This is a genomic window from Sphaerotilus sp., assembly GCF_034519685.1.
Classification (GTDB): Bacteria; Pseudomonadota; Gammaproteobacteria; order Burkholderiales; family Burkholderiaceae_C; genus Sphaerotilus.
In genome coordinates this window covers 1469656-1482339 of record NZ_JAXHOF010000006.1, presented here as the reverse complement: position 1 = coordinate 1482339, position 12684 = coordinate 1469656, and the positions used below count along the sequence as shown (strand labels likewise).

Annotated in this window: 13 protein-coding genes and 1 tRNA gene; 5 read left to right on the top strand and 9 right to left on the bottom strand. The window is 69.9% G+C overall.

Features of this window, described 5'->3' with window-relative positions:
* Positions 1-72 precede the first annotated feature (72 nt).
* Entirely contained in the window at positions 73-2133 is a 2061-nt protein-coding gene (locus U5O44_RS17870) for a S8 family peptidase (RefSeq protein WP_322589750.1), read from the top strand.
* Here the strand turns inward: U5O44_RS17870 and U5O44_RS17865 are convergent.
* Both U5O44_RS17865 and U5O44_RS17860 read right to left on the bottom strand, forming a co-directional pair.
* Complete coding sequence (locus U5O44_RS17865) at positions 2127-2864, bottom strand: SapC family protein (protein ID WP_322589749.1); 738 nt, start codon at positions 2862-2864, stop codon at positions 2127-2129. The two genes, U5O44_RS17870 and U5O44_RS17865, sit on opposite strands and share 7 nt — an antisense overlap.
* Positions 2861-4165, bottom strand: coding sequence for a hemolysin family protein (locus U5O44_RS17860; RefSeq protein ID WP_322589748.1), 1305 nt, complete (start codon positions 4163-4165; stop codon positions 2861-2863). The genes U5O44_RS17865 and U5O44_RS17860 overlap by 4 nt, the downstream gene beginning before the upstream one ends.
* A 63-nt stretch (positions 4166-4228) precedes the next feature.
* On the opposite strand from U5O44_RS17860, the gene U5O44_RS17855 reads away from it, so the two are divergent.
* Both U5O44_RS17855 and U5O44_RS17850 read left to right on the top strand, forming a co-directional pair.
* The gene (locus tag U5O44_RS17855; protein WP_322589747.1) at positions 4229-5050 is read left to right on the top strand and encodes a symmetrical bis(5'-nucleosyl)-tetraphosphatase; all 822 of its coding nucleotides are present in this window, start codon (positions 4229-4231) and stop codon (positions 5048-5050) included.
* Positions 5051-5085: 35 nt separating this feature from the next.
* Positions 5086-5173 (top strand) — tRNA-Ser (locus tag U5O44_RS17850).
* Between the two features lie 44 nt (positions 5174-5217).
* Here U5O44_RS17850 and U5O44_RS17845 read toward each other — a convergent pair.
* From U5O44_RS17845 to U5O44_RS17825, 5 genes are read right to left on the bottom strand one after another with little or no spacing between them, the layout of a single operon-like run.
* Positions 5218-5694 carry a CopD family protein gene (locus tag U5O44_RS17845; protein ID WP_322589746.1) on the bottom strand — a complete coding sequence of 159 codons (477 nt, stop codon included), beginning with the start codon at positions 5692-5694 and terminating at the stop codon, positions 5218-5220.
* A 28-nt stretch (positions 5695-5722) separates the two neighbouring features.
* Positions 5723-6157: a tellurite resistance TerB family protein gene (locus tag U5O44_RS17840; protein ID WP_322589745.1), complete on the bottom strand. Its 435-nt coding sequence runs from the start codon at positions 6155-6157 to the stop codon at positions 5723-5725.
* 28 nt (positions 6158-6185) lie between these two features.
* Positions 6186-6983: a metallophosphoesterase family protein gene (locus U5O44_RS17835; RefSeq protein ID WP_322589744.1), complete on the bottom strand. Its 798-nt coding sequence runs from the start codon at positions 6981-6983 to the stop codon at positions 6186-6188.
* Positions 6980-7975: a diacylglycerol/lipid kinase family protein gene (locus U5O44_RS17830; protein WP_322589743.1), complete on the bottom strand. Its 996-nt coding sequence runs from the start codon at positions 7973-7975 to the stop codon at positions 6980-6982. Before U5O44_RS17830 ends, U5O44_RS17835 begins: the two co-directional genes overlap by 4 nt.
* Positions 7976-8010: 35 nt before the next feature.
* Positions 8011-8424, bottom strand: coding sequence for a hypothetical protein (locus U5O44_RS17825; protein ID WP_322589742.1), 414 nt, complete (start codon positions 8422-8424; stop codon positions 8011-8013).
* 112 nt (positions 8425-8536) lie between these two features.
* On the opposite strand from U5O44_RS17825, the gene U5O44_RS17820 reads away from it, so the two are divergent.
* Positions 8537-9442 carry a LysR family transcriptional regulator gene (locus U5O44_RS17820; RefSeq protein WP_322589741.1) on the top strand — a complete coding sequence of 302 codons (906 nt, stop codon included), beginning with the start codon at positions 8537-8539 and terminating at the stop codon, positions 9440-9442.
* A gap of 156 nt (positions 9443-9598) precedes the next feature.
* A complete protein-coding gene (locus tag U5O44_RS17815; protein ID WP_322589740.1) occupies positions 9599-9940 on the top strand; it encodes an HPF/RaiA family ribosome-associated protein in 342 nt (113 codons plus the stop codon).
* 56 nt (positions 9941-9996) lie between these two features.
* Here U5O44_RS17815 and U5O44_RS17810 read toward each other — a convergent pair whose 3' ends face one another.
* Positions 9997-11352, bottom strand: coding sequence for a TolC family protein (locus U5O44_RS17810; protein WP_322589739.1), 1356 nt, complete (start codon positions 11350-11352; stop codon positions 9997-9999).
* A 49-nt stretch (positions 11353-11401) separates the two neighbouring features.
* A complete protein-coding gene (locus U5O44_RS17805) occupies positions 11402-12655 on the bottom strand; it encodes an HlyD family type I secretion periplasmic adaptor subunit (RefSeq protein ID WP_322589738.1) in 1254 nt (417 codons plus the stop codon).
* Positions 12656-12684 lie beyond the last annotated feature (29 nt).

The following is a 12684-nucleotide window of genomic DNA, read 5'->3' as shown; positions in this document are numbered from 1 at the left end:
GGGGGCAACACAGCCGACAAAAGGGAGGCCTACACTCATCCACGCCACGTCCACGTCCACGAGCGCCTGCCCATGCCAAGACCGAACCCGACTGTCTCGCCGATCTCCCGCCTGCGTGCGCTGCTCACTGCGCTGGCACTGGCTGGCACGGTCGGCTCGCCGGGCGCTGCCGGCACGGAAGCCAGTCCGCCCGCACGCCCCGACCTGCGCGGCACACCAGCGGGCGAGGCACGCGTGATCGTCAAGTTCCGCTCGACACGGTCGGTGAATGCGCTGTCCGCCGCCGCGGCCGCCACGGCCAGCGCCGACATCGCACCCCGCCGCGCCCAGGCCCTCGGCCAGCGCACCGGGCTGCGGCTCAGTGACGGCCCTGCCGTGTCCGCCGACACCCAGGTGATCCGCGCCACTGGCCTGAGCAGCGCCAGCCTGATGCGGGCGCTGGCGGCGGATCCGCAGGTCGAGTACGTGGTCGAGGACCGCCGACGCCGTGCCCATGCGGCTGCGGTCAGTGACCCGCTGTTCACGGGCGGTGCCAGTGTCAGCCCCGCCGCGGGTCAGTGGTACCTGCAGGCCCCGAACGCCGTGCTGGTCTCGTCCGTGAACGCCGAATCGGCCTGGGCGCTCACGACCGGCCGCGCCGACGTCGTCGTCGCCGTGCTCGACAGCGGCGTGCGCTTCAACCACCCGGATCTGGACGGCAAGCTGCTCGCCGGCTACGACTTCGTCAGCGAAGCGGTCACCTCCAACGATGGGGACGGCCGCGACGCCAACCCGACCGACCCGGGTGACTGGATCACCGCGTCCGAAGACGCCAGCTCCCCGACCTTCGCCGGTTGCGGCGTCCAGGACAGCGCCTGGCATGGCACCCAGGTGGCCGGCCTCGTCGGCGCGGCCACCAACAATGCCAGCGGCATGGCGGGCATCGGCCGCCATGTGCGCGTGCTGCCGGTGCGCGTGCTGGGCAAATGTGGCGGGTACGACGCCGACATCGTCGCCGGCATGCGCTGGGCGGGCGGGCTGCGGGTGTCCGGCGTGCCCGACAACCCGACACCCGCGCGGGTCATCAACCTGAGTCTGGGCGAGGTGGGCTCCTGTGTCCCGGGAACCGACCCCACCCGCCCGGGCATCGCCCGGCTCTATCTGGACGCCATCAACGAACTGCGGCAGGCCGGCGTCGTCATCGTCGCGTCGGCAGGCAATGACAACGGCGAGGTCAACCTGCCGGGCAACTGCGCCGGTGTGATCGCGGTGGGCGGACTGCGCCACGCGGGCGACAAGAGCGGATTCTCCAGCCTGGGGGCCGAAGTGTCGATCGCCGCCCCCGCCGGCAACTGCGTCAACGAAACGGGCGAGTGTCTCTATCCGGTGCTCAGCACGACCAACACCGGCACGACCGGACCGGCCTGTCCGAGTTACACCACGGGCAGTGGCACGGCGGGTCTAGGCACCAGTTTCTCCGCACCGCTGGTGTCGGGCACGGTCGCATTGATGCTGTCGGCACAACCGACGCTCACCCCCAGCCGCGCACTCGAACTGCTGCAGTCCACCGCGCGGGCCTTTCCGGCACGCCCCGCAGGCGCCACCGCACCAGCCTGCAGCACCGACACCCGCGTCTCGCAGATCGAATGCCACTGCACCACCAGCACCTGCGGCGCCGGCATGCTGGATGCGGGCGCCGCCGTGCGCGCGGCGGTCGGCACCTCGCTGGTGGCCCGGCTGGGGGACGGCAGCACGCGCATTGCGCTGAACGGCAACACCACACTGGATGCCAGCGGCTCCCGACCCGGCACGGGCCGCACCCTCACCGGCTACCAGTGGCGCATCACGGACGGTGCCGCCCTGGCCGGCTTCAGCGGCAGCACCACGGGCAGCGTGGCCTTGCTGGGTGCGCTCGGCAGCGGGCTGGCGACGGTGGAGCTGACCGTCACCGACAGCAGCGGCGCCACCAGCCGCAGTGCAGCCGTGTTGCGCACCGGCCCGGCGCCGGCCGCGGTCTGCGGGCCGGATGCCAACGACGCCGTGGCCTCGGACGGCGGCGGCGGTGCGATGAACGGCGGCTGGCTGGCGGGGCTGGCGGCCGTGGTGGCCCTGCTCGCTTGGAGTCGCCGCCGCGCGGGTTCAGCCGTTCACTGAACGCCCAGGCGGCGCGCCAGCGTCTGCACGTGGCCCATCGACACCCGGTGGGCGTGGAGAAGTCCCAGCAGGCCCAGGCGGTGCAGCTCGATCACCGCCTCGTCCGGTAGCGTGGCCAGCCGGGCTTCGTCGACCATGTAGAAGCCACCCGCGTTGAGCGGCTGGCCATCCGGCAAGGTGCCCTGGATCTCGCCGCCGCGCAGCAGGTCCAGCGCCACCAGCCGGTCGCAGAACACACGGGTGCGCACCGTCTCGCGCTCGAAGTTGTCGAGCAGCTGGCGCACAGCCTGCAGCACTGGCGTCGGTTCGCCCGCCGCGTCCAGCACCACCTCGCCCGCGTCACCGCCGAAGCCCGGCCAGGCGGCATCGACCACGAGATCCAGCGCCCCGGCCCCGTTGTCCGTGTAGGCAAAGGGAAAGCGGCGCAGGAAGGCGGGCAGGTAGGTGGCCAGCCATTCGCCGGACGGGCCGACAAACAGGTTCTCGCCTTCGCGCAGCCCCAGCAAGGCCACCGGCGACACCCGCACCCGGCCCTGCGCGTCCTGGCCGGCCGGCACGAAGGCGATCGGGAACTCGCGGGCTGCTTCAGTGCACTCGATGGCGGTCAGGGGCACCGCGTTCAGGCCCCGGGCAATGCCCCAGTCGCACACGGGCGCGACACGACAACCCGCATGCGCATCACGGGTCAGCTGTACCGGCTGCCGGTACAGCGTGGCAGAGGAAGCGGTCATTCGATCAGTCCTTCATCGTCACCGGTGCGGCTGGCCAGCACCTTGTCCACACGCTTGCCATCGAGGTCCACCACCTCGAAGCGCCAGCCGGCCCATTCCACCGAATCCGTGGTCTGCGGCAGGCGCCCGAGCAGCAGCATCACCATGCCGGCCAGCGTGTTGTAGCGGCCGCGGTCCTCGTCGGGCAGCTGCTTCAGGCCCAGGCGGTCCTTGAGTTCCGGCACCGGGATCATCCCGTCCACCAGCCAAGAGCCGTCCTCGCGCTGCACAGCCCAGGCGTCCTCGGCCAGGTGCGGCGTGAACTCGCCGGTGATGGCCTCCAGCACATCGCGCAGCGTGATCACGCCCTGCACCTCGCCGTATTCATCCACGACGAACACCATCTGCACCGGCGAGCCGCGGAAATGCTCCAGCAGCTCCATCCCCGAGAGCGTTTCCGGCACGAACACGGGCGGCTGCATCGAGTCGATCAGCGAAATCTCGCGGCTGGCGGCGAGTTGCATCAGCAGCTGGTGCGCGGTCACCACCCCCAGCACCTCGTCCAGCCCCCCGCGGCAGATCGGGTAGCGCGAATGGCCGTGCTCGGTCAGCCCGGACAGGATCTCCTCGCGGCTGGCCGACACCTCCAGCCAGGCGATGTCGCCACGCGGGATCATCATCGAGCCGATCTGGCGGTCGTCGAGACGGAAGACATTGCGCACCATCTGGTGCTCATGCGCCTCGATCACGCCAGCGTCCAGGCCCTCTTCGAGGCTGGCGGCGATCTCCTCTTCGGTCACGCCGCGGTTGGTGCTTTCGCGCACCCCCATCAGACCGAGCACGGCCTGGGTCGAGCCGGCCAGCAGCTTGACGAAGGGACTGGCGGCCACCGAGAGGCCCCGCATCGGACGCGCCACCAGCCGGGCCACCGTTTCGGGGTACATCTGGCCAACCCGTTTGGGCACCAGTTCACCGAAGATGATGGTCATGAAGGTGATGATCGCCACCACCAGGCCGGTGCCGATCACATCGGCCACCGCCTCCTGGAGCCGCAGGGTGGCCTGCAGCCAGTCGGCCACAGGACCGGCGAAGGCCGCCTCGCCCACGATCCCGTTGAGCACACCGATCGAGGTGATGCCGATCTGGACCGTCGAGAGGAACTGGGTGGGGCTGTCGTGCAGGTCAAGCGCGGTGCGGGCACCGGCGTCGCCGGTCTCGGCCATCACCTGCAGACGGGCCTTGCGGCTGGCCGTGAGGGACATCTCCGACATGGCGAAGACGCCATTGATCAGGATCAGAACAAAAAGCAGAGCTAGGTCCATGGGAGGCACGAAAATCCTTCGCGCCCGAAGTTGAGGCGCGAAGAGCGTAGCAGAATCCGCGCCATGGACTACCTGATTGGCGATCTGCAAGGCTGCTGTGACGCTTTTGAGCGACTGCTGGCCACCCTCGACTTCTCGCCTTCGCGCGATCGGCTCTACCTGCTGGGCGATCTCGTCAACCGAGGGCCGTGCTCTCTGCAGGTACTGGAGCGGCTGGCCGGCTTCGGTGAGGCGGCCACCTGCCTGCTCGGCAACCACGACCTGCACCTGCTGGCCGTGGCCCACGGCGTGCGGCGCGCGCACCGCAGCGACACGCTTGGCGAGATTCTGGACAGCCCGCGGCGCGCGCATTGGCTGGACTGGCTGCGCCACCAGCGTCTGGCCGTGCAGGACCACGGCTGGCTGATGGTGCATGCCGGCGTGGCGCCGCAGTGGAATGCCGCGCAGACCCTCGCGCTGGCGGCCGAGGTGGAAGCCCTGCTGCAGAGCGCCGAGCTGCCTGCGTTCCTGCAGGTGATGTATGGCAACGAGCCTGCGCGCTGGGACGACACGCTGCAGGGTGCGGACCGCTGGCGCTTCGTGGTCAACGTGCTGACGCGGATCCGCTTCTGCGCGGCCGATGGCACGCTCGATTTCCAGCTGAAGGAAGGCGCCGATGCCGCTCCGTCACACCTGATGCCCTGGTTCGACGTGCCTGGCCGTGCCACCGCCAGCACGCCGATCGCCTTCGGCCACTGGTCCACGCTCGGCCCGATGGAACGCCCGGACCTGCTGGCACTCGACACCGGCTGCGTCTGGGGCGGCCGCCTCACGGCCGCGCGCGTGGATGGCGGGCGGCGTGAACAGGTCTGGGTCGACTGCCCGCAGGCGCAGGCCCCGCACTGAAGTTCTGCCACAATGGCGGCCCTGCAGCAGGTCCAGGAAGCTTGGCAGAGTGGTCGATTGCACCGGTCTTGAAAACCGGCAACCCGCAAGGGTTCCAGGGTTCGAATCCCTGAGCTTCCGCCAGGACGAGAACCCACGTTCACCGGCCCGGTCCGGCCCGTCCCGACTCAGGTCGTCCAGCGCATCAGCGTCACGAGCAGCACGACAAATCCCAGCCCGAGATTGACCGAAACCCAGGTGCGGATCTGCGCCAGGGCCACTCCACCGGCCACCCCGTCGGACGCCGCCACGGCCTGGCCGAGCTTCTTGTAGAGCGTAAAGCGGATGTGCATGAAGATCGCCACCATGGCGACGCCAAGCACCGCCATGACGGTCCAGGCCAGCGGCATCTCGAAGCTGCCACCCGACTGCACCACTTGCTTGGCGACACGTCCCAGCATCCAGACCCCGCTGGCCAGCGTCAGCAGCGACGCCACCAGCACCGCCTGGAAGAAGCGGCCGAGCACATCGTGCATCAGGCGCAGCCGCACCAGCGGGTCGAGCCGAGCGACTGCTGGCTGCAGGAAGAGCGTGGCAAACACCATGCCACCGATCCACACGAGGATGGCCAGCACATGAACGGCCTTGAGGGCTGCATAGATCATCGAATGCTCCGGTTGAAATCGGTGTCGGTCAGGACGCGCGGCGGCGGGCCGCTTTCGTGTCGCTCGGCTCCTCGCCGTCGACGAGATGCCAGTGGCGCCGTGCGGCGTCCACGACCAGGACTTCGCCGTCGGCCAGGCGGCCATCGGCCTGCGCGGCGGCCAGGGACAGACGCAGCACCGTCCTTTGCAGCACCGGGTCCGAGATCTCGGCCATCAATGCGGCCAGGGTGCTGTCGTCGATCTTCCCCATGTACGAACCTGTGCCATCCCCGCCCGCCAGCAGTTCTTCGCACAGCGTGTAGACGATGTGCGGCAGCAGTTGCGGCTCCAGGCCGAGTGCACGCTCGGCGCCCAGTCGCGTGAGGACGTCAAACTCGGAGCGGCACACCTGACCGTCGGAGATGAGGACCAGCGCGACGATGCGTGCGGCGGCTTCGGGGCTGTTGTGGGGGTAGCGGCGCATGGAGCGACTCCTGTTCTGAAACTCATGTTCATGTCCTGGCGGGCCGGACCTCGCTGACCTTGGCCCGCAAGAAGGCTTGGTCGCCGGCCGAGTAGTCCCACTGCTCGATCTGGCAGCACCCGGGCGCGGCATCCTCGCCCCAGCGCAGCAGGTTCACCGAGTTGGGCACCCCATCGCGAACCCGTGAAGAGACCGCTGTGCCGGCCTGCACGACCCACAGCGGACGCGCCAGTCCGTGCAGCGGCAGCACGAAGGGGAGGTGGATATGCCCGCCCATGACCAGGTCGGCGCCGGCCTCGGCCCAGCGCTGCACAGCGACCGCATGGCCGTGCAACCGGTCGGGCATGTCTTCGGCGCGGGTCACCGCCACAGGCTGGTGCACCACCACCACGCGCAGCTGCGCGGACTCGGCCCGCTCCAGAAGCCGGGCCACACGGTCGACCTGCAGTGCGGAGACCTCGCCATGCTGGTGTCGCCGGGGCCGCGTGGTGTTGACACACACCACCAGCAGATCCGGCGAGCGGTGCACGGGCTCGAGATCTGTGCCGAACGCGGCGGTGTAGCGCCCATAGGGATGGCGCAGGCGGGTCCACAGGTCGAACAGGGGAATGTCGTGGTTGCCGGGAATGGCCAGCATGGGCACACCAAGGCTGTCCACGAACGCGCGTGCCGCCCGGAACTGGTCCGGGCGGGCGCGCTGCGTGATGTCCCCCGACAGCACGAGCATGTCGGGCCTCTGCTGGCGCACGATCCGGGTCAGTGCGTCGACGACTGGAGCCTGCTCGGTGCCGAAGTGCGTGTCGGAAATCTGCAGCAAGATGCTCATGCGCCAGCGTCCTCGGCCCGGGAGACCGCCTCGGCCGTGGCCGTGCTGCGCTGCGGCCCCAGCAGGTACAGGGGCTTGGCGAGCACACGGAAATCGAGCGGCGCACGCATCGTCGTCACCTCGCCGTCGAAGGCCACCTTCACCCCGCGGCGGCCCTGCGGGAGCGTGGGCCTGACCACCAGGTGGTCGAACTCGAAGCGCTCCACGCCAGCGGCTTCCCCCAGCCGGCCCATTGCGCCATGCAGCATCAGCCCGATCATCGACAGCGTTCCGATGGGCCGCAGCACCAGCGCAGCCATGCTGCCGTCCCCGGGCGTGCCCGCGATGGTGTCTTCCGGCTCCGCGCCCAGCTGCTGCAACTGCAGGCGGTTGTTGCCGACGAACAGCGTCAAGGTGTGCACGTCGCGCACCGTGCCACCCGTCTCGATGCGCAGACGCCACTGGCGCTGTGCCCGCAGCAGCGTCGTGCAGGCCGCCACGAACGCCACCCAGCGGCTGCGACCGAAGCGGGCCTTGTAGGCCTCTCGGTCTTCCAGCAGGTCAGGATAGAGCCCGAGGCTGGCGTTCACCAGGAACAGACGGTCGTTGATGCCAGCCACCTGGACCGGGGCTGGCACCGAATGCAGCAGCAGGCGGACCGCCTGGGCGGGGTCTGCAGGGATGCCGTGTGTGCGGGCAAAGTAGTTGAACGTGCCCTGTGGCACCACGCCCATGGCGCAGCCTGCCGCGTGTGCGGCCTGCGCCACGGTATTGAGCGTGCCGTCGCCGCCGACGGCGACCACGGCGGTGCGGGTCGACAAGGCCTTTTGTGCCGACACGCGCGCCACCCGCGCCAGATCGGCAGGCGTGCAGAACGCCAGCTCTCCACGCCGCCCCTGCGCCTGCAGCACCGATTCGATGATCTCGCGCTTCGAGGCCGCGGCATTGCTGCCTGCGGCGGCGTTGACCACGAACTGCAGCGGTGCCGCCGGATCGAACTGCGGTGCAGGCATTCAGTCGCGGCGCAGCAAGTCACTGAAGCGTCTGGTCATGCGGTCACCTGCGAGCGCTGCGGTACCGCTGCACTGCCGCCGCGGCTGCGCCACAGCGCGATGAGCAGATGCAGTCCGACCCCCAGCAGGACCAGCAGCATGCCGCCAAGACCCCAGATCACCCAGGACACGATGGTCAGACCATCCGCCAGCAGCGGCATGGCCTGCAGAACGCTGTCGATGGTGGGGGCGAGACCCGCGAACAGGGCCGTGATCGCCTGCACGGTCTCCGGCGGAATCCAGGGCACCAGCCACTCTGGGAGGCGAAGTGTCTCGACGCCCGATGCAGCCCCGGTCAGCACACCCGCATTCGAAATCGTCCACACGGCAATGCCATGCAAGGCCCAGGCGGCAAGTGACCACAGTGCGAGAAGGCTGAACACCACCGCCCAGCTGAGTGCGTAGAACATGATCGATCCATTTTGGTTGCGTCACGACAGGCCGCAGTCTTTGTCAGTTCGGCGGTAGATGAAACCAGCACCAATCAGAAATAGACTTCTGTTTTTCCGATGTGAACCGCACATGCTCAACTACCGTCATCTGTACTACTTCTGGGTCGTCACCAAGGAGGGCGGCTTCTCCCGGGCAGCCGAGCGACTGGACATGGCGGTGCAGACCATCAGCGCGCAGGTGCGCGAACTCGAAAAGGCGCTGGGCCACCAGCTGCTCAAGCCTGCCGGGCGAGGCGTCACGATGACCGAGGCGGGCCAGGCCGCCTTCGCCCGCGCCGAAGAGATCTTCCAGCTGGGTCAGCTGATTCCCGAGGAGGTCCGTGCCGCGGCGAATGGACAGATCGCCCGTCTGGCCGTCGGGCTGTCGGACGGGATTTCCAAGCTGGCGGCGCATGCGCTGCTGGAGTCCGTGCTGGACACCCCCGCGCTGCGGCTGGTCTGTCACGAAGGCGAGTTCGAGCAGCTGCTGGCTGAACTGGCGCTCCACCACCTGGATCTGGTGCTGGCCGGGCAACCGGCGCCCCGCAACCCGAATCTCCGCCTGACAAGCGAACGGCTCGTCGAGTCCCCGGTGGAGTGGTACGGCCCGGCCGTGCATGTGCACCCGGAGACCGTGGCGCAGTTTCCCCAATCGCTGAACCGCTTGCCCGTGCTGCTGCCGACAGGACATTCAGCCCTGCGCCCGAGCCTGGACCGCTGGTTCGAGTCCAAGGGCCTGCGGCCACAGATCGTCGGCGAATTCGAGGACAGCGCGCTGCTGGCCGTGTTCGCTGCACGCGGGCTGGGGGTGTTCCCGGTCAGCAGCCTGGGCGCGGACGATGTGGGCCTGATGCCGGGGCTGTGCCTGCTCGGGCGCTGCGATGGGGTGAAGGAGGAGATCCACGCCATCCGCTCGCGCCGTGGGCAGCACCACCCGCTGGTGCTGCAGGTCATCGCCGCGGCACACGCCAGTGCCGCCAGACCCGCGTCCCGTTGAGGCGCACCGCCCGGCACCAGGGCTGGACGTCTGAGCATCTGGGCGTCTTGTTCAGGTTTATCCGATGCCCCGCTTCCTGAAAGGCTGCTTTTCCGGGTCACCGAGGCAGGCCACAGTCCCCCTGTCTTTCACCCGATAACCGATGGAGATCCCGCGATGCAAGTGCTCTTCAAGTCCCGTGATCCACACGCCACCGCACTGCGCGATCTGACCGAGCGCCGTGTGCGCTTCGCGTTCCGGCGCATGGGCGGGCTGGTGCCGCGTGCCGAAGTGCAGTTCTCGGACGAGAACGGTCCGCGCGGCGGCATCGACAAGCGCTGCCAGCTGGAACTCAGAACCCACGGCGCCGGATCGGTGGTCATCTCCAGTGTGTCCAGCGACTGGCGCACGGCACTGGACCATGTGCTGGCGCGCGCTGCACGGCTCCTCATGCGCCTGTGGCACAAGGGGCACGACGCCCGTCGACTGCGCCAACGGCCCGCCGGCCCCGACTTCTGAACCGGCACGCCCCCGCGCGACCAGCCACCCCCACCCAGCCACCCCCACCCAGCCGCTCAGCGCCCGCCGACGGGGGCCAGCTCCGGCGCCAGCCACGGCAGCAACCCGGCGCCCGCGCTGCGCATCTGCGCCACCGCAGCCCAGGCGTCGTGCTGTGCATTGACCTCCGCCAGCCGCAGCTGCATGTGCTCGGCCTCGGCCGAGATCAGGTCGAACAGCGAGCGCCGGCCCAGGCGTGCCCACTGCGCGTAGGTGGCCGAGCGGACCTGCTCGCTGTCCTTGAGCACCTCGGTGATCTGGGCTGTGCGTGTGCGGGCGCTGACGGCGGCGTCGTGCAAGGCGGTGGCCGTCCGGATGCGCTCCTCGATCAGCGCCTCTTCCTGCCGCCGGGCGGCAAGCGCCCGCTCGGCCGCTGCGTTACTGCCCGCCATCGCGGCACCGCCATCGGCCAGCGTCAGGTTCAGGGTCAGTCCGGCATTCCAGCTGGTGGCGTCGGCATGCACCGCACGGGACTGGCTCGTCCCGGCCTGCCAGCGCAGCTGTGGCGCCGTTTCCGCACGGCTGGCGCGGGCATAGGCGAGCATGGCCTCGGCCTGCAGACGCAGCTGCTGCACGTCCGGACTGGCACCCATCTCATCGACCACCTGCGCCAGCGCAGGCACGTCCTGCAGCGGTCGCCCCGCATCCGACCACGGCAGGATGGCCGGGCCGCCCACCAGCTGCTGCAGCCGGGTCTGCGCCTGGCGCCGGGCGGTGAGCGCATCTTCGCGGACCAGCTGCGCCTGGCGCAGTCCCACGCGCGCCTGGGTGAGTTCGCTGCTGCGGCCCCGGTCCAGCTCGACCACCTGCTCCATCATCCGGACCAGGCAGGCCATCTTGGCGACATGCCGGTCGTGGACTGCGACCTGCGCGGTGTAGCGGTTGCGCTCCAGCACCGTCACCACGGCCTCGCGCACCACCCGCTCGCGGACCGAGCCGATGTTGACCTCGCCCGCCTCTGCCATGCGCTGCCGGTACTGCACCAGCGCGTCCAGCCGTCCGCCGTCGTAGAGCGGCGCCGTCACGCTCAGCGCGAGGCTGCTGGTGCGGCCTTCGCGGCGGGTGGCGCCGTCCTGGGCAGACTGGGCCAATCCCAGTCCGCTGCTCAGGCCGATGGCCGGTCGGGCGGCGGCGGCGGTCTGGTCCAGGTCGAAACGGGCGGCGCGGCTCCCGTGCTGCGCCCCGCGCACCTCGGCACTCTGGGCCAGGGCGTCACGCGCCAGAGACGCCAGCGAGGGCAGCACATCCTCGCCCTCGCCTGCACCCGCCATGGCGGATGTCGACTCGGCGGCAGGCACTTCAGCGCAATCCGGTGCGGCGGCGCGGACACCGATGCTGGCCAGTGCACTGGCCAAGCACAGCAGCCAAGGCATCAGCCGTGCCGCAACGGATGTGGGCCGAAGGCGGGTCGGCAGGACCGTCTCACCGCTCACGGAACGCCTCCCGCCCCTTGAGCATCGGCGACACCAGGAACTCCAGCACGCTGCGCTCCCCGGTGCGGATCTCGACCGAGGCAGTCATGCCAGGCAGCACGGTCAGCGGCCGACCGGTGGCGGTGCGCAGCCGCGAGGCGTCGGCGCGGATGCGGGCCTTGTAGTACGTGCTGTCCTGCGACGCGCCGGGACGGTCCTCGCCGAGCGCATCGGGGCTGATGACCTCGATCGTGCCCTCCAGCCCGCCGTAGGTGTAGTAGTCGTAGGTGCTCAGCTTGACCGTGACCGGCAGGCCGGCGTGCACGAAGCCGATGTCCGCGGGCGCGATCCGGGCCTCGACCAGCACCCGGTCGCCCTGGGGCACGATCTCCATGATCGGCGCCCCCGCGCCGACCACACCGCCCACCGTCGTCATCCGCACGTTCTTGACGATGCCGCGCACGGGTGACTTCAGCGTCGTGCGCTGCACCGCATCGACCTTGGCGAGCTGCTGCGGCGCGAGCTGGGCCAGTTCACCGTTCACGCGCACCAGCTCGGTGGCCGCGTCCTGGCGGAAGCGGTTCAGCCGCTCCTGCACCTGCATCAGCAGGTCGTTGCGCTGCCGGTCCAGCCGCATGACCTCGACCTCGGACATCAGGCCGCGCTCGGCCATCTGGCGCGCGGTGGCCAGCTCCTGCTCCAGCAGCGCGATGTTGCCGCGGCTGGCCGAGACGGAGTCCTCCAGCACGCGCCGCCGGGCCTGCAGCGCGTCCGTCTCGGCGGCGAGGATGGCCGACCCCGCTGCGCCGGCGGCACGCAGCTCGGCCGGCGGGTTCAGTGCCGTGCGGCCATTCGCCTCGGCGGACAGCCGCGCCGCCGTGCCCAGCAGCGACCACTGGCGCGCGCGGCCTTCGTTCTGCTGGGCCGCGACGCGGGTCGGGTCGAGCTGGACCAGATCGGCACCGACCTCGACCAGATCGCCCTCGCGCACCAGCACCGCGCGCAGCAACCCGCCCTCCAGGCTGGCGATGACCTGCTCCTGGCCGTCGGGTACCACCTTGCCCTGCGCGCGCGTGATCACGTCCACCGGCGACAGCGCGGCCCAGGCTCCCGCGGCCACCACGATCAGGCACAGCAAGTAGATGGCCCACAGCGCGTGGGGCGTGGGCTCGACCAGACTGGCCTGGCGCGTGCCCGTGAGGAAGTGTTCGTCGCCGGGCACAAACCGTCCGGTGGACGCTGCCGCGGCTGTGCCGGTTTTCATCGGGATCTCCGCATGTGGTGCATCTCGGT

Bases quoted from the DNA above. Each gene is read 5' to 3' on its own strand.
- U5O44_RS17870 (WP_322589750.1), top strand. From the start codon at position 73: ATGCCAAGACCGAACCCGACTGTCTCGCCGATCTCCCGCCTGCGTGCG.
- U5O44_RS17865 (WP_322589749.1), bottom strand. From the start codon at position 2,864: ATGACCGCTTCCTCTGCCACGCTGTACCGGCAGCCGGTACAGCTGACC.
- U5O44_RS17860 (WP_322589748.1), bottom strand. From the start codon at position 4,165: ATGGACCTAGCTCTGCTTTTTGTTCTGATCCTGATCAATGGCGTCTTC.
- U5O44_RS17855 (WP_322589747.1), top strand. From the start codon at position 4,229: ATGGACTACCTGATTGGCGATCTGCAAGGCTGCTGTGACGCTTTTGAG.
- U5O44_RS17845 (WP_322589746.1), bottom strand. From the start codon at position 5,694: ATGATCTATGCAGCCCTCAAGGCCGTTCATGTGCTGGCCATCCTCGTG.
- U5O44_RS17840 (WP_322589745.1), bottom strand. From the start codon at position 6,157: ATGCGCCGCTACCCCCACAACAGCCCCGAAGCCGCCGCACGCATCGTC.
- U5O44_RS17835 (WP_322589744.1), bottom strand. From the start codon at position 6,983: ATGAGCATCTTGCTGCAGATTTCCGACACGCACTTCGGCACCGAGCAG.
- U5O44_RS17830 (WP_322589743.1), bottom strand. From the start codon at position 7,975: ATGCCTGCACCGCAGTTCGATCCGGCGGCACCGCTGCAGTTCGTGGTC.
- U5O44_RS17825 (WP_322589742.1), bottom strand. From the start codon at position 8,424: ATGTTCTACGCACTCAGCTGGGCGGTGGTGTTCAGCCTTCTCGCACTG.
- U5O44_RS17820 (WP_322589741.1), top strand. From the start codon at position 8,537: ATGCTCAACTACCGTCATCTGTACTACTTCTGGGTCGTCACCAAGGAG.
- U5O44_RS17815 (WP_322589740.1), top strand. From the start codon at position 9,599: ATGCAAGTGCTCTTCAAGTCCCGTGATCCACACGCCACCGCACTGCGC.
- U5O44_RS17810 (WP_322589739.1), bottom strand. From the start codon at position 11,352: ATGCCTTGGCTGCTGTGCTTGGCCAGTGCACTGGCCAGCATCGGTGTC.
- U5O44_RS17805 (WP_322589738.1), bottom strand. From the start codon at position 12,655: ATGAAAACCGGCACAGCCGCGGCAGCGTCCACCGGACGGTTTGTGCCC.